General features: G+C 71.4%; 11 protein-coding genes. 3 read left to right on the top strand and 8 right to left on the bottom strand.

The annotated features are described in order from the left end of the window. Positions 1 to 8 precede the first annotated feature (8 nt). Both ACIQNG_RS11295 and ACIQNG_RS11290 read left to right on the top strand, forming a co-directional pair. Positions 9 to 1,226, top strand: a complete 1,218-nt coding sequence (locus tag ACIQNG_RS11295; RefSeq protein WP_401484117.1) for a thiolase family protein — start codon at positions 9 to 11, stop codon at positions 1,224 to 1,226. Further along, positions 1,223 to 3,352, top strand: a complete 2,130-nt coding sequence (locus ACIQNG_RS11290) for a 3-hydroxyacyl-CoA dehydrogenase NAD-binding domain-containing protein (protein WP_401484115.1) — start codon at positions 1,223 to 1,225, stop codon at positions 3,350 to 3,352. Before ACIQNG_RS11295 ends, ACIQNG_RS11290 begins: the two co-directional genes overlap by 4 nt. A gap of 73 nt (positions 3,353 to 3,425) precedes the next feature. Here ACIQNG_RS11290 and ACIQNG_RS11285 read toward each other — a convergent pair whose 3' ends face one another. Next, positions 3,426 to 4,454, bottom strand: a complete 1,029-nt coding sequence (locus ACIQNG_RS11285; protein WP_401425867.1) for a hypothetical protein — start codon at positions 4,452 to 4,454, stop codon at positions 3,426 to 3,428. Between the two features lie 66 nt (positions 4,455 to 4,520). Between ACIQNG_RS11285 and ACIQNG_RS11280 the strand changes: the two genes are divergently transcribed. Beyond that, complete coding sequence (locus ACIQNG_RS11280) at positions 4,521 to 4,889, top strand: NTP pyrophosphohydrolase (RefSeq protein ID WP_401425865.1); 369 nt, start codon at positions 4,521 to 4,523, stop codon at positions 4,887 to 4,889. A gap of 25 nt (positions 4,890 to 4,914) precedes the next feature. Here ACIQNG_RS11280 and ACIQNG_RS11275 read toward each other — a convergent pair whose 3' ends face one another. The 7 genes from ACIQNG_RS11275 to ACIQNG_RS11245 form a co-directional block, all read right to left on the bottom strand. After that, on the bottom strand, positions 4,915 to 6,390 hold the full coding sequence (locus tag ACIQNG_RS11275; protein WP_401425862.1) for an ArnT family glycosyltransferase: 1,476 nt from the start codon (positions 6,388 to 6,390) through the stop codon (positions 4,915 to 4,917). Between the two features lie 94 nt (positions 6,391 to 6,484). Then, entirely contained in the window at positions 6,485 to 8,002 is a 1,518-nt protein-coding gene (locus ACIQNG_RS11270; RefSeq protein ID WP_401484112.1) for an amino acid permease, read from the bottom strand. A gap of 137 nt (positions 8,003 to 8,139) precedes the next feature. Beyond that, on the bottom strand, positions 8,140 to 10,059 hold the full coding sequence (gene dxs / locus ACIQNG_RS11265) for a 1-deoxy-D-xylulose-5-phosphate synthase (protein ID WP_401425857.1): 1,920 nt from the start codon (positions 10,057 to 10,059) through the stop codon (positions 8,140 to 8,142). A gap of 286 nt (positions 10,060 to 10,345) precedes the next feature. Further along, positions 10,346 to 11,644, bottom strand: coding sequence for a sugar ABC transporter permease (locus ACIQNG_RS11260; RefSeq protein WP_401425855.1), 1,299 nt, complete (start codon positions 11,642 to 11,644; stop codon positions 10,346 to 10,348). Next, the gene (locus ACIQNG_RS11255; protein WP_401484110.1) at positions 11,641 to 12,432 is read right to left on the bottom strand and encodes an ATP-binding cassette domain-containing protein; all 792 of its coding nucleotides are present in this window, start codon (positions 12,430 to 12,432) and stop codon (positions 11,641 to 11,643) included. The genes ACIQNG_RS11260 and ACIQNG_RS11255 overlap by 4 nt, the downstream gene beginning before the upstream one ends. Before the next feature lie 229 nt (positions 12,433 to 12,661). Beyond that, positions 12,662 to 13,768 (bottom strand): substrate-binding domain-containing protein, encoded by a 1,107-nt coding sequence (locus tag ACIQNG_RS11250; protein ID WP_401484454.1) that lies wholly within the window; start codon positions 13,766 to 13,768, stop codon positions 12,662 to 12,664. A 133-nt stretch (positions 13,769 to 13,901) separates the two neighbouring features. Further along, entirely contained in the window at positions 13,902 to 15,101 is a 1,200-nt protein-coding gene (locus ACIQNG_RS11245; RefSeq protein ID WP_401425850.1) for an ROK family protein, read from the bottom strand. Positions 15,102 to 15,709 lie beyond the last annotated feature (608 nt).

The following is a 15,709-nucleotide window of genomic DNA, read 5'->3' as shown; positions in this document are numbered from 1 at the left end:
AGAGCCACGTGCCTCGTACCGTCAGGGACGTCGTCTTCGTCGACGGCGTCCGCACCCCGTTCGGCAAGGCGGGTCCGAAGGGCATCTACCACGAGACCCGCGCCGACGATCTCGTCGTGAAGTCCATCCGGGAGCTGCTGCGCCGCAATCCGAACCTGGACCCGGCCGCGATCGACGAGGTCGCCATCGCCGCGACCACGCAGATCGGTGACCAGGGGCTGACGCTGGGGCGGACGGCGGGCATCCTCGCCGGGCTGCCGCAGTCGGTCCCGGGGTACTCCATCGACCGGATGTGCGCCGGTGCGCTCACCGCCGTCACCACCACCGCCGGATCCATCGCCTTCGGTGCCTACGACGCCGTCATCGCCGGTGGTGTCGAGCACATGGGCCGGCACCCGATGGGCGAGGGCGTCGACCCCAACCCCCGGTTCGTCAGCGAGAAGCTGGTGGACGAGTCCGCGCTGTTCATGGGCATGACCGCGGAGAACCTGCACGACCGCTACCCCGGCATCACCAAGCTCCGCGCCGACACGTACGCGGTGCGTTCGCAGGAGAAGGCCGCCAAGGCGTACGCCGACGGGAAGATCCAGCAGGACCTGGTGCCGATCTCGGTGCGGCGGACCAGCCCGGAGGCCGGTGAGACCGGCTGGGGCCTGGTCACCGCCGACGAGCCGATGCGGCCGGGGACCACCCTGGAGAACCTGGCGGGCCTCAAGACGCCGTTCCGCGTCCACGGGCGGGTCACCGCCGGTAACGCGGCCGGGCTCAACGACGGTGCCACCGCCTCGATCATCGCCTCCGAGGACTTCGCCCGCGAACACGGGCTGCCGGTGAAGATGCGGCTCGTCTCCTACGCCTTCGCGGGCGTCGAGCCCGAGGTGATGGGCTACGGGCCGATCCCGGCCACGGAGAAGGCACTCGCCAAGGCGGGACTGTCCCTCTCCGACATCGGTCTCTTCGAGATCAACGAGGCGTTCGCCGTCCAGGTGCTCGCCTTCCTGGAGCACTACGGCATCGCCGACGACGACGCCCGCGTCAACCAGTACGGCGGCGCCATCGCCTACGGCCACCCGCTGGCCTCCTCCGGGGTACGGCTGATGACCCAGCTGGCCCGGCAGTTCGAGGACCGGCCCGAGGTCCGCTACGGCGTGACCACCATGTGCGTCGGCTTCGGCATGGGCGCCACCGTCGTCTGGGAGAACCCGCACTTCGAGGGGGACAAGTGAGCACCACCGCTGAGCTGTTGAAGGGCGCGGCCGAGCTGTTCCCGGACGAGGTCGTCACCCAGGCGCACGTACGCCATCTGGACCTGCCGTTCGGCGCCGGGCGGTTCGCCCTGATCACGCTGGACAACGGCTTCGACCACACCAAGCCGACCACCTTCGGCCCGGCCTCCCTGGCCCACCTGAACACGGCACTCGATCAGGTCGAGAAGGAGGCCGCCGCCGGGGAGATCGTCGGCGCGGGCGTCACGGGCAAGCCGTTCATCTTCGCGGTCGGCGCCGACCTCAAGGGCGTCGAACTGCTCAAGGAGCACGACCACGCGCTCGCCATCGGCAAGGGCGGGCACGAGGTCTTCAAGCGGCTCGCGAAGCTGGGCGTGCCGACCTTCGCGTACTACAACGGCGCCGCGATGGGCGGCGGTGTCGAGGTCGGGCTGCACTGCACCTACCGGACGGTCTCCGCGGCCGTGCCCGCCTTCTCGCTGCCCGAGGTCTTCCTCGGTCTGGTGCCCGGCTGGGGCGGCTGCACGCTGCTGCCGAACCTGATCGGCCCGGAGAAGGCCATCTCGGTGATCATCGAGAACAGCCTCAACCAGAACCGCCAGCTCAAGGGCGCCCAGGTCTACGAACTGGGCATCGCCGACGCGCTGTTCGAGGGCGCGGACTTCCTGGAGCAGTCGCTGATCTGGACGGCCCAGATCCTCCAGGGCGTCATCAAGGTCGAGCGTCCCGCCCCGGACCGCGGTGAGGCGTGGGACCAGGCCGTCGCCCAGGGCCGCTTCCTCGCGGACAGCAAGGTGCACGGCGCCGCCCCGGCCGCCTACCGCGCCCTGGACATCGTCGCCGCCGCCAAGAACGGCGACCTCCAGCAGGGCTTCGACGCCGAGGACGAGGCCCTCGCCGACCTCATCATGGGCGGTGAACTGCGCGCCGGGATCTACGCGTTCAACCTGGTGCAGAAGCGTGCCAAGCGGCCCGCGGGCGCCCCGGACAAGAACCTGGCCCGTCCGGTCACCAAGGTCGGTGTCGTCGGCGCCGGTCTGATGGCCTCCCAGCTCGCGCTGCTGTTCCTGCGCCGTCTGGAGGTGCCGGTCGTGCTGACCGACATCGACCAGGAGCGGGTGGACAAGGGCGTCGGCTACGTCCACGCCGAGATCGACAAGCTGCTCGGCAAGGGCCGGATCAACCAGGACAAGGCCAACCGTTTCAAGGCCCTGGTCACCGGTGTGCTGGACAAGGCGGAGGGCTTCTCCGACGCGGACTTCGTCATCGAGGCCGTGTTCGAGGAGATCGGCGTCAAGCAGCAGGTGTTCGCGGAGGTCGAGGCGGTCGCCCCGGCGCACGCGATCCTCGCCACCAACACCTCGTCCCTGTCGGTCTCCGAGATGGCGTCGAAGCTCAAGCACCCCGAGCGGGTCGTCGGCTTCCACTTCTTCAACCCGGTCGCCGTGCTGCCGCTGCTGGAGATCGTGCGCGGCGAGCGGACCGACGACCCGTCCCTGGCGACCGCGTTCGCCGTGGCCAGGAAGCTGAAGAAGACGGCCGTCCTGGTCAAGGACGCCCCGGCGTTCGTGGTGAACCGGATCCTGACCCGCTTCATGGGCGAGATCCAGAACGTCATCGACGAGGGCACGCCGGTCGGGACCGCGGAGAAGGCGGTCGAGCCGCTGGGGCTGCCGATGTCCCCGCTGGTGCTGCTCGAACTGGTCGGCCCGGCGATCGGCCTGCATGTCTCCGAGACCCTCCACCGGGCCTTCCCGGAGCGGTTCACGGTCTCCCCCAACCTCACGGCGGTCGTCGCGGCGGGCAAGCGCGGCTTCTACGTCTACGACAGCGGGAAGCCCGAGCTGGACCCCGAGGTCGCCGCGCTGCTGCGGCAGGGCGAGGTGTCGCTGACCGAGGAGCAGGTGCGGGCGCGGGTCCTCGACGCCGTCGCCGAGGAGATCGGGCTGATGCTCCGGGAAGGTGTCGTCGCCGAGGCGCAGGACATCGACCTCTGTCTGATCACCGGGGCCGGATGGCCGTTCCACCTGGGCGGGATCACCCCGTACCTGGACCGTGAGGGGGTCTCCGAGCGGGTGAACGGCAAGCGGTTCCTGGAGCCCGGGGTGGCGTCCGTACCCGTCTAGTTCCGACGGTCCGACACGGTCGGACCAGAGCGGTCGAACGCCGGCCCCCTGTCAGGGGGCCGGCGTTCCGTCGTCAGGGGATCTCCCGCCAGGCCGCCAGCGCGAGGCCCGGTTCGTCCTTCTGACGGGCCATCCGCAGGACCCCGTCGGGGGTCACCGTGGCGGCCACCACGCGGCCCTCCCCGTCCTCGGTGAGGGCGACCCGGCTGCCCTCCGGCAGGGCGGGGCCGGACTCGGTCCACCACAGGCCCGCGGACTCCTGTTCGGTGGGGTACGCGGCGAACGCGATCCGGCCGGAGGCCGAGCGCTGGGCGAGGACGGTGCAGTCGTGGCCCTGGAGTGCGCAGCGCAGGGTGGCGACCGGGCCGGGGCCGGCCGCGTCGAGCAGCGGGACCGGGTCGGTGCCGGGGCGCCAGGCGTGCAGGGTGCCGGTGGGGTCGGCGTAGTAGAGGGTCGTGCTCTCCTTGGAGGTGGGCAGGGCGCTCAGCGAGCCCGGTGCGACGGCCGTCCTCAGCGGCTCCGCGGCCACCGGACGGCCCCCGGACTTCTCCTGCTGCCAGTGGAGCAGTCCGTCGGCGTCGGTGGCGTACAGGTCCACGAAGCCGGACTCGCCCGCGACGGCGGCGAGTTGTTCGTGCACCCCGCTGCCGCCGAGGTCGTGCCAGGCGTTCCAGCCGCCCCGGTACTTCTGGTTGACGGTGTGCACCCCGCCGCCCCGGTTGCGGACGAAGACGTAGCCGCGGCCCGCCCCGTCCACGGCGAGGGCGGGGTGGCCGGTGCGGGCGCCGCGCCGGTCGGGGTGGCCGACGGGATGCCAGTCCAGGGGGGCGAGCAGGGGGCGGAAGTGGGTGGAGTGGACCAGGCCGGACTCGTCGCCCCGGGTGGGCCGCCAGGCCGCCAGATGGGAGTAGCCGTCGGCGCCGCGGGCGACCGCGAAGCCGCCGTGCAGCCGCTGTCCGCCACCCGCCGTGCGGGGTTCGCCCCAGGGGCCGCCCGGGACGCGTTCGGCGCGGCACAAGACGTGGTCGTCCGTCGCGAGATAGACACCTAGGCGGCCGTCGCGGCCCCGTATGAGCCAGTCGCCGTTCACTGTGCGGGCCATTGACACGGGTCCACTCTAATCGGGTGGCGGAGCTTCTCCCGCCGGGGCCCGTGCGACCCTGGCCCCATGAGTGAGGCCCTGCTGGTGATCGTGGACGCGGCGAACGTGGTCGGGTCGGTGCCCGACGGATGGTGGCGGGACCGGCGCGGGGCGGCGGAGCGGCTGCGGGACCTGCTGGCGGCCGAGGGGCTGCCGGGGCGTCCGGGGCCGGTGGAGATCGTGCTGGTGGTGGAGGGCGCGGCCCGAGGGGTGGCGTCGGTGGAGGGGGTTGACGTGGTCGACGCGCCGGGCAGCGGTGACGACCACATGGTGGCGCTGGTGGCCGCGGCGGCGGGCCGGGCGGTGCTGGTGGTGACGGCCGACCGGGAGCTGCGGCGGCGGGTGGGCGCGTTGGGCGCCGAGGTGACGGGGCCGCGGTCGGTGCGGCGGCGGTGAGCGCCCCGGGTCCGGGGCACCGGCGTCACGGGGTGCGGGAGGTGCGGGCGTACAGCACGGCCCCGTCGATCCGTCCGACCTCCCGGTAGTGGGCGGCGAGCAGCCGGCGCAGGGTGGGGACGCGGTGCGGGGCGTAGGGCTTGCCGCGGGAGTCGTCGACGATCAGGGCGGGGGCGCGGGCGGCCATCTCGGCGCGGAAGACGGCCGGGGTGCCCGGTACCGCGTACTTCTCGCCGACCTGGGGTCCGTCGCGGCCCCCGCTGTAGTTGGTGAGCAGTCCGGCGGTGAGGTATCTGCTGGCGGGCGCGCGGTCGGCCAGCCAGTACGTCTCCGGGTGCATGCCCCAGATCAGTACGGGTTCGCCGGGGCGGCTGTGCCGGGCGGTGGCGTCGGCGAGCCGCTGGGCGTGCGCCAGTTCCGGGCGCGGGGCGAGCAGGCCCCAGGTGAGGAAGAGGGCGCAGCAGCAGGCGGAGGTGAGGAGGGCGAGTTCGCGGGGGCGGGCGGGGGCGCGGGCGTGCAGGGCGGCTGTGGCGAGGAGGGCCAGTGGGGGCAGGAGTTGCAGGTAGTAGTGGCCGAAGAAGTGGAAGCCGGTGCAGACGGCGGCGGCGGAGGCGGCGAGCCACAGCCACAGGTCCGTGCCGATCCGGGTGGAGCGGGCGGCCCGCAGGAGCGGGGGGAGCAGGCCCGCGCAGGCCGCCGCGAGGATCAGCGCGTTGCCCAGTGCGCGGGCGAGCACATGGAGTTCGGAGCCGGTGAAGGAGGCGTAGGCCCCTGACCCGGTGACGGTCCAGAAGAGGAAGCCGCGCGGGTCGGTGGCCAGGGCGACGCCCAGCACGGGCAGGACGGCCCCGGCCCCGAGGGCGAGCAGTCCGCGGCGGTCGGCCGGCCGGGAGGACCGGTGCCACAGCCACAGCACCGGCAGGAGGACCGCTCCCCCGGTCTGCTTGGTGAGGAAGGCCGCCGCCACGGCGAGGCCCGCGGTGGTCCACTGGCGGCGGTCGGCGCACCGGAGGGCGGCGGCCGTGCAGGGCAGTATGAACACCTCGAACCCGGCGGCCTGGGCGTCCTCGGGGTTCACCCCGACCGACACCAGCAGATACAGCACCCCGGCGGTGGCCCCGGCCCGGTCGCCCCAGCGGCGGCGGGCGAGGGAGGCGAGCAGGACGGCGGTGAGGAGGTGGGCGAGGACCGCGAGGATCCGTACGCAGGTGAGGGAGTCGGAGCCGGTCAGGGCGAAGGCGCCTTGGTAGAGCCAGGGCACGAGCGGCGGTTTGCGGTCCACGACGGTCTCGTAGAGCGCGCCGCCGTGGGCCAGTATCCGGGCCTGTACGGCGAGATAGCCCTCGTCGGGGCTCCACAGCGGATGAAGGAAGGACGGGACGCGGGTGACGCAGGCGAGGGCGGCGAGCGGGGGCAGCAGCCGGGTCCAGTAGCCCAGCCGCCGCCGCGCGGTGGGCACGGAGGGTGACGGGGCCGGGGACGTGACGGGGACGGCACACACGCCCCGTACGCTATCCGGCCCCGCACCTCCCACCGGAGCAGGACATACGGGGCCGGGTCACCTCACCGGCCGGACGGGCGGGGGTGACGGTGCGTCACACGGCCGGGGGGCGCGGGGAGCTGTCGGCCCCGGCCTCGCTCTCGCCCCGGGCGAGCCGGCTGTGGGTGCGGCTGTACAGGAAGTAGACGACGACACCGAGGAGCATCCAGCCGCCGAACCGGATCCAGGTCTCGGCGGGCAGGTTCAGCATCAGCCACAGCGAGGCGCACACCGACACGATCGGCAGCACCGGCACCCACGGGGTGTGGAAGGCGCGCGGCAGGTCGGGGCGGGTGCGGCGCAGGATGACGACCCCGATGGCGACGACGATGAACGCGAACAGGGTGCCGATGTTGACCAGTTCGGCCAGTTCGCTGAGCGGGGTGAACCCGGCGACGATCGCGATGATCACACCGAGCAGGATGGTCGGCCGGTGCGGGGTCTTGAACCGCGGGTGGACGTGCGAGAAGAACCGGGGCAGCAGTCCGTCCCGGCTCATCGCGAAGAAGACCCGGGTCTGGCCGAGCAGCAGGATCATGCAGACGGTGGTGAGGCCGACGGCCGCGCCGAAGCTGATCAGCCCCGCGTACCAGGGGTGTCCGACGGCTTTGAAGGCTTCGGCGAGGGGGGCGGTGACGGACAGGTCCTTGTAGTTCTGCATCCCGGTGACCACGATCGACACGGCCACGTACAGGACGGTGCAGACCACCAGCGAGCCGAGGATGCCGCGCGGCATGTCGCGCTGCGGGTTGCGGGTCTCCTCGGCGGCGGTGGCGACGACGTCGAAGCCGATGAAGGCGAAGAAGACGACGGACGCGGCGGTGAAGATGCCCATCACCCCGAAGTTGGAGGGCGCCCAGCCGACCATGAGCTGGATCAGCGGGGCCCGCAGGTCGCCGCCCGCCGGCACGGGCTGGGACTCGGGGATGAACGGGTCGTAGTTGCTGCCCGTGATGAAGAAGGCGCCCGCGATGATCACGATGAGGACGACGGCCACCTTGATGGCGACGACGATCGAGGTGATGCGCGCGGAGAGCTTCATGCCGAGGACGAGGATCCCGGTGAGGACGAGGACCAGTCCGGCGGCGAGGATGTCGAAGCCGAAGCCCTGCGCCCCGTCCCGGCCGCCCAGTTCCGCGGGCAGGTGCCAGCCCGCGTCGGCCAGCAGCGAGGCGACGTACCCCGACCAGCCGACCGCCACCACCGCCGTGCCCAGCGCGAACTCCAGCACCAGGTCCCAGCCGATGATCCAGGCGGGCAGTTCCCCGAGCGAGGCGTAGGAGAAGGTGTAGGCGGACCCGGCCACCGGGACGGTGGAGGCGAACTCGGCGTAGCAGAGCGCGGCCAGCGCGCAGACCACACCAGCCACGACGAAGGCGAGGGCCACGGCGGGGCCCGCGTTGTTCTTGGCCACGGTGCCGGTGAGGACGAAGATGCCGGTGCCGATGATGACACCGACGCCGAAGACCGTCAGATCGAGCGCGGACAGGGATTTCTTGAGCGCGTGCTCGGGCTCCTCGGTGTCACGGATGGACTGCTCGACCTTCTTGGTCCTGAAGAGAGTGCTGCTCACGGGCGTACCTCCCACGCTTGTCGTCCCCGACATGATCGAGAGGGGGTGCACCTGGTGTGCCCCGGCACGAGCGGTGTCACGCGAATGGGCCGGTTCCACCACCCGTGGCGGGGGTGAAACCGGCCCATTCGGGGGGTTCAGTCGCGCGCCGCCTCGACCTCGCTCGCGGCGGCCTGTCCGTACTTGCCGTCGAGCTTGGCGACCAGCCCGGTGACCTGCCGCGCGATGTCCGGCGCGGTCAGCCCGATCTCGGCCATGACCTGGGCGCGCGAGGCGTGGTCCAGGAAGCGCGGCGGGATGCCGAAGTCCCGCAGCGGTACGTCCACCCCCGCGTCGCGCAGCGCCTGGGCGACGGCGGAGCCGACGCCGCCGACCCGGGAGTTGTCCTCGACGGTGACGACGACCCGGTGCCGCTCGGCGAGCGGGGCGAGGGCCTCGTCCACCGGCTTGACCCAGCGCGGGTCCACGACGGTGGTGGTGATGCCCTGCCGGTCGAGGAGTGTCGCGATGTCCAGGCACATGGGGGCGAGGGCGCCGACGGAGACCAGCAGCACGTCCGGGGTGTCGGTGCCGGGCTCCCGCAGGACGTCCATGCCGCCGACGCGGCCGACGGCGGGGACGGCGGGGCCGACGACGCCCTTGGAGTAGCGCAGCACGGTCGGCGCGTCCTCGACGGTCACGGCCTCCCGGAGCTGGGCGCGCAGCTGCTCGGCGTCGCGCGGGGCGGCGATCCGCAGCCCCGGCACCACCTGGAGCATGGACATGTCCCACATGCCGTTGTGCGAGGCGCCGTCGTCGCCGGTGACCCCGGCCCGGTCGAGCACGAACGTCACTCCGCACTTGTGCAGGGCGACATCCATGAGGACCTGGTCGAAGGCGCGGTTGAGGAAGGTGGCGTACACCGCGAAGACCGGGTGCACCCCGCCGGTGGCGAGGCCGGCCGCGGAGACGGCGGCGTGCTGCTCGGCGATGCCGACGTCGTAGATCCGGTCGGGGAAGGCGTCGGCGAACTTCTTCAGGCCGACCGGCTGGAGCATGGCCGCGGTGATGGCGACCAGGTCCTCGCGCTCGTGCCCGAGCTTGACCATCTCGTCGCCGAACACGGAGGTCCAGCTCGCGGCGGACGCCTTGACGGGCAGCCCGGTGTCGGGGTGGATGGGGCCGATGCCGTGGAAGCGGTCGGCCTCGTCCTGCTCGGCGGGCTCGTAGCCACGGCCCTTCTCGGTGAGGCAGTGCACGATGACGGGGCCGCCGAACCGCTTGGCGCGGGTCAGCGCGGACTCCAGCGCCTCGATGTCGTGCCCGTCGATGGGGCCGACGTACTTCAGTCCGAGGTCCTCGAACATGCCCTGCGGCGCGATGAAGTCCTTGAGGCCCTTCTTGGCGCCGTGGAGGGTGCCGTAGAGCGGGCGTCCGACGACGGGGGTGCGCTCCAGCAGGTCCTTGCCGCGGGCCAGGAAGCGTTCGTAGCCGTCGGTGGTGCGCAGGGTGGCGAGGTGGTTGGCGAGTCCGCCGATGGTGGGCGCGTAGGAGCGCTCGTTGTCGTTGACGACGATGACCAGCGGCCGGTCGCCGTCGGCGATGTTGTTGAGCGCCTCCCAGGCCATGCCGCCGGTGAGGGCGCCGTCGCCGATGACCGCGACCACCCGGTCGTCGCGCCCCCGGACCTGGTTGGCCTTGGCGAGGCCGTCGGCCCAGCCCAGCACGGTGGAGGCGTGGCTGTTCTCGATGACGTCGTGGTCGGACTCGGCGCGCGAGGGGTAGCCGGACAGGCCGCCCTTGCTGCGCAGCTTGGCGAAGTCCTGGCGCCCGGTGAGCAGCTTGTGCACGTACGCCTGGTGTCCCGTGTCCCACAGCACCCGGTCCTTGGGCGACTCGAACACCCGGTGCAGCGCGATGGTCAGTTCGACCACGCCGAGGTTGGGACCGAGGTGGCCGCCGGTCTTGGCGACGGCGTCGACCAGGAAGCTCCGGATCTCCTCGGCCAGCCGGCCCAGCTCCTCCGGGTTGAGCCGGTCCAGATCGCGCGGTCCCCTGATGCGGGTCAGCAACGGCACCCGTGCCTCCTTGCAGTAGAGCTGTTCGAGCTGTTACCGGGCGGGTCGAGTCTAATCTTCCGCCCCGGGCCCCGGCGCGCGGACAGTGCGTCGTACATCACGCGATCGGCTCTACCCATGAGCGGCCTTACGTATGACATGACAGCACCCCGACACCATGTTCGATGCCGGGGCACTGTGGACAGACCTCAAGATCAGCGCCGCCAAGGGGCGCGGGGAACTGCGCGACCAGCCACGACGGCGGGAGAGTCGGCAGAACCCCCGCACCCGCTAGGCGGCCCCCCGATCAGGCCCGACCCGCGGTCTTCTGCGTACGGCGCGTGACAGAGTCGATCACCACGGTGGTGAGCAGCACACCCGCCGTGATCATGTACTTGACAGGCTCCGCGATCGACTCCAGCTGCAACCCGTACTGGATGGAGACGATCACCAGCACACCGAGCAGCGCGTTCCACGTCCGCCCCCGCCCGCCGAACAGCGACGTCCCGCCGATCACCGCGGCGGCGATCGCGTTCATCAGCAGGTCACCGGTGCCCGCGCTCTGGTTGGCCGAGGCGATCTTCGACGCCAGGAAGAGACCGCCGATCGCCGCGAACCCACCGGAGATCGCGAAGACCGAGATCCGTACGGCGGTGACGTTGATGCCCGCGCGCCGGGACGCCTCCACGCTGCCGCCGAGCGCGAAGACCTTGCGCCCGTACGAGGTGCGCCGCAGCACGAAGTCCGTCGCGACCAGGAACACCAGGAAGACCACGGTGGCCAGCGGCAGCCCCTTGTACTGGTTGTACATGAAGGCCGCGGCGAACGAGACGACCCCCAGCGCGGCCGTCCGCAGCAGGGTGTCGCTCATCGGCCGCGAGGGCACGCCCGCCTGCTCGCGGCGCCGGTTCCCGAGGAACGATGTGACGAAGAAGACGCCGGTCACCACGGCCGCCAGGCCGTACGCGGCGGCGACGTCCGTGAAGAAGTACGTGGTGAGCTTGCCGATGAGGCCGTCGCCGTCGAGGTTGATCGTGCCGTTCTCGCCCAGTGTCTGGAGCATGAAGCCGAGCCAGAACAGCAGTCCGGCGAGGGTGACGGCGAAGGCGGGCGCGCCGAGCACCGCGAAGAAGAAGCCGTGCGCGGCGCCGATCGCGGCGCCCGCGAGGACGGCGAGGACGACGGCCGCCCACTCGGGCCAGCCCTGGTTGACGGCGAGCACGGCCGCGATGGCGCTGGAGGCGCCGCTGACCGAGCCCACGGACAGGTCGATCTCGCCGAGCAGCAGCACGAAGACGATGCCGACGGAGATCATGCCCGTGCCGACCATGGTGACGGTGATGTCACTGATGTTCTGCGCGGACAGGAACGCGGAGTTCAGGCTCTGGAAGACGACGCAGATCACGACGAGGCCGATGATCACCGGGAGGGAGCCCAGTTCACCGGCGCGCATCTTGCGCTTGAACTCGCCCAGATAGCCGGCCAGGCCCTGCTCGCGGACGAGGAGCCGGGGGTCGACGGCGGTGACCGCGGCGGCGGCGGCCTCGGGGTTCTCGACGGCGGTGGCCGTCGACGCGGCCGGGGCGGGGTTCTTGTCGAGGTTCACTGGGCGGCCTCCCCGTTCGTGCGCGCCGCACGGCGGGTCACGGCGTTCTCGGTGGCGCCGGTGATGGCGGAGATGATCTCCTCCTGCGAGGTCGTCCGGACCTCGAAGACGCCGTTGTTGCGGCCCAGACGCAGGACCGCCACCTGGTCGGCGACGGCCTTGACGTCGGCCATGTTGTGGCTGATCAGGATCACGGCGTGGCCGCGCTCCCGCAGCCGCTCCACCAGGTCGAGCACCTGTGCGGTCTGCTCGACGCCGAGGGCGGCGGTGGGCTCGTCCAGGATGACGAGCTTGGGGGCGCCGAGCATGGACCGGGCGATGGCCACGGTCTGGCGCTGGCCGCCGGAGAGCGAGGCGATCGGTATGCGGACGCTCGGGATACGGATCGACAGCGTCTGGAGCAGTTCGCGGGCGCGGCGCTCCATCTCGACCTCGTCCAGCACGCCGAAGCGTTTCAGCTCACGGCCGAGGAAGAGGTTGCCGACGACGTCGATGTTGTCGCAGAGGGCGAGGTCCTGGTAGACGGTCGCGATGCCCAGGGACTGGGCGTCGTGCGGCCGGTTGATGGAGACGGCCCGGCCGTCCCACTCGATGACGCCCTCGTCGATGGGGTGCACGCCGGCGATCGTCTTGACCAGCGTGGATTTTCCGGCGCCGTTGTCGCCGACCAGGGCGACCACTTCACCGGCATGGACCTCAAGCTCTACGTCGGTGAGCGCCTGGACGGCACCGAACCGCTTGGAGACCCCGCGCAACGCCAGCACGGGCGTAGCGGACACGTGAACCATCTCCTTCGCCGCCTGACCCGGCGGAAGGGTTGTGCGAAGAATGGGGGAAAGGATCCGTCCGGCGCCCCGCACTGGCTTTGCGGGGCTGGACACGGGGCGCCGGAGGAGCGGAGGTCACGGCGGTCCCCCTTCGGTGGCCGACCGGAATTCGGGAGTGTTCGGGGGGTGAATTCCGGGGCCACGGAAAGAAGGGGGACGCGGTGCCGTGAAGCGCGCTGTCGCCTACCGCTTACTTGATACCGATTTCGTCGCAGGCGGCCTTGTAGTTGCCGGTGCAGATCTCGGCGGCGGTGTAGATGCCGTCCTTGATGACGGTGTCGTTGATGTTCTCCTTGGTCAGGGAGACGACCGGGACCAGCACCGACGGGACGTCCTGGGCGCTGCCGCTGGAGACCTTGTCCTTGGCGATCGAGCCCAGGTCCTCGCCCTTGGCCAGGGCGACCGCCATCTCGGCGGCGACCTCGGCCTCCTGCGGGTAGGACTTGTAGACGCTCATGAACTGCTCGTCGGTGATGATCCGCTGCACGGCGGCGAGTTCGGCGTCCTGGCCGGTGACCGGGATGTCGTCGATGCCGGCGGCCTTCAGGGCGGTGATGATGCCGCCCGCCATGCCGTCGTTCGCGGAGTAGACCCCGGCGATCTTGCCCTTGCCGAGCGCCGAGATCGCCGCCTCCATGTTGGAGTTGGCGTTGTCCGGCGACCACTCCTTGGTGTCGAACTCGCGGCCGATCTTGACCTTGCCGTCCAGGACGGAGTGCGCGCCGCTCTTGAACTGGGCGGCGTTGGGGTCGGTGACCGAGCCGTTCATCATGACGATCTGGGCGTCGGCGGCCTTGTCGCCCAGCGCCTGGAGCAGGGCCTCGCCCTGGGTGCGGCCGACCTCCTCGTTGTCGAACGAGGTGTACGCGCTGATCGGGCCCTCGGCGAGACGGTCGTAGGCGACGACCTTGATGCCCTGGTCCACGGCCTTCTGGACCGAGTTCTTGATCGCCTTGGCGTCCACGGCGTCCAGGATCAGCACGTCCACCTTGTTGGTGATCATCGTGTCGACCTGCTGGGCCTGGAGGTTGGCGTCCTGGCGGGCGTTGTTGTACTGGATCTCCGCCTTGTTGTTCGTCAGCTCCTTGATCTTCTTCTCGATCAGGGGCCGGTCGAACTTCTCGTAGCGCGCGGTCTTGTTCTCCGGGAGCAGGAGACCGACCTTGATGTCATCGCCCTTGGCGGCGGCCGAGCTGTCGGAGTCGTTGGTGTCGCCGCCGGCTTCCTCGGCGCTGCCACAGGCGGCGAGCGAGACGGCCATCGCACCTGCTGCGAGGGCTACGGCGGCACGACGCATACGCGTGTTCACTTCAGAAACCTCCCTGACGAGGCCGCGTCGTTGCGGCCGAGGTGGCTGGAAGTCAACTCGGCCGCACGTACGGCGTCAAGAAGTAAATCCTTAACGAGATGGCAACGGTGCCATACGTTCTCTAAGTGAAGGCAGGTGCCGCCGTAGCCATGCTGCCGTCCAAAAGTGTCGAATCCCCCATCTCTCCGAGAGCGAGGGCGAGAGCGCCGAGAACTTCCGCGCGTCCGCCGAGCGCGCCGGGAAGAAGAGTGAGTTGGCGGGCGGCACTGGGTATGGCATATCGGCCCACGGATTCCCTGATCGGGCCGAGCACCAGTTCCCCGGCCTCGGCGAGATCGCCGCCGAGGACGACCCGGCTGGGGTTCAGCAGATTGCACAGGCTGGCGACGCCGCTGCCGATGTGCCGCCCTACGTCGGCGATCACCCGGCGGCAGCCGGGATCCCCGTCCCGGGCCATGCGGACCACGCGCTCCATGGTGAGGTCGCCGCCGTGGCTGGGCCGGAGCAGCGGGAGGACATATCGGGCGGCGGTGAAGGTCTCCAGGCAGCCCCGGTTGCCGCAGCGGCAGACGGGGCCGGACTCGTCGAGGGTGATGTGCCCTATCTCGCCGGCGGTCCCGCCGGGCCCCCGGTAGATCGTCCCGTCGATGACGAGCCCGGCCCCGACCCCGCTGCTGACCTTGATGTACGCGAGGTCCCTGACCCCCTTGCCGCTCCCCCAGACCAGCTCGCCGAGGGCGCCCAGGTTGGCGTCGTTGTCGACGTGCACGGGGACCCCGAGCCGTCCGCGCAGCTCCTCGGCCGGCTTGGTGCCGGTCCAGCCCGGCAGTATGGCGGTGGAGCCCAGCGTGCCGGACTCCACGTCGATGGGCCCGGGGACCCCGAGCCCGATGCCCGCGATCTTCGTACGGTCCACGCCGGTGGCCAGGATCAGCCGGTTCACCAGTTCCTCGGCCGCGTCGAAGCCCTGGGCGGCGGAGGCGTCCACGTCCAGCGGCTCGGCCTCCTCGGCGAGCACCTGGTGGGCGAGGTTGCCGACGGCGACCCGCAGATGGGTGTGGCCGAAGTCGACGCCGATCACGATGCCGGCGTCCCCGCTGAGCGAGACACTGCGGGCGCGGCGCCCGCCGGCGGAGGTGGGGGTGACCTCGACGGTGCCGCCGTCCTTCAGCTCCCGCACGATGTTGGAGACGGTCGCGGCCGACAGTCCGGTGCTCCGGGCGATCTCCGCCTGTGTGAGCGACCCCGCGAGCCGGACGGCCCGCACCACTCGTTCCAGGTTGGCTCGGTGCAGCGACGACTGCGACCCCGGAGTCTCCACGACGACCTCCTGCGCGCGGGACCGCGTCGACGGGCCCCTGTATGTCCAACTAGTGAACTCTAAGCTCAGCCGTTCGGGTCCCCTCCCGTCAAGAGGTTGAACAGGGGGCCGCTCATGAGAGCGCTCCGAAGTCGCCCGAGAGGCCATGGGCACCGCCACAGACACCGATCCACCACCCCGGCCCTCAGCCACCGTTGCCAGGAAACCCGTTCGAACCCCGAAGCAACCAACGCGAGGACACGAGGAACGCCACCCCTCAAGTCCCCTCCGGCCCCGAACAGTTCCCGGGACTGCGCGTGCCGTCCGGCGGGGGGCGTCCGGCGGGGGGGCTTCTGGCGGAGGGGGCCGTCTGGCAGAGGGGGCCGTCTGGCGGAGGAGGGCCGTCCGGCGGAGGGGGGCGTCTTGCAGAGGGGCAGTCCGGCGGAGGGGCAGTCTGCCGGAGGGCGATTTTCGGCCAGATGCCGTCTCCGTCGGGCCTGTCACCGGCCGGGGGTGCGGCCGGGAACCGGCACGGGCCGGGGGCGCCACCGGGGGGACCGGCCGGGGGATGCCACGGGCGGGGGGACCGGCCGGGGGCGCCGTCGGCGGGGGCCGTCGGCGGGGGCCTC

It is taken from the genome of Streptomyces sp. NPDC091377, from assembly GCF_044757045.1.
Taxonomy (GTDB): domain Bacteria; phylum Actinomycetota; class Actinomycetes; order Streptomycetales; family Streptomycetaceae; genus Streptomyces.
Note: the sequence above shows the minus strand (reverse complement) of the source record. Positions and strands in the feature narration are given on the sequence as shown.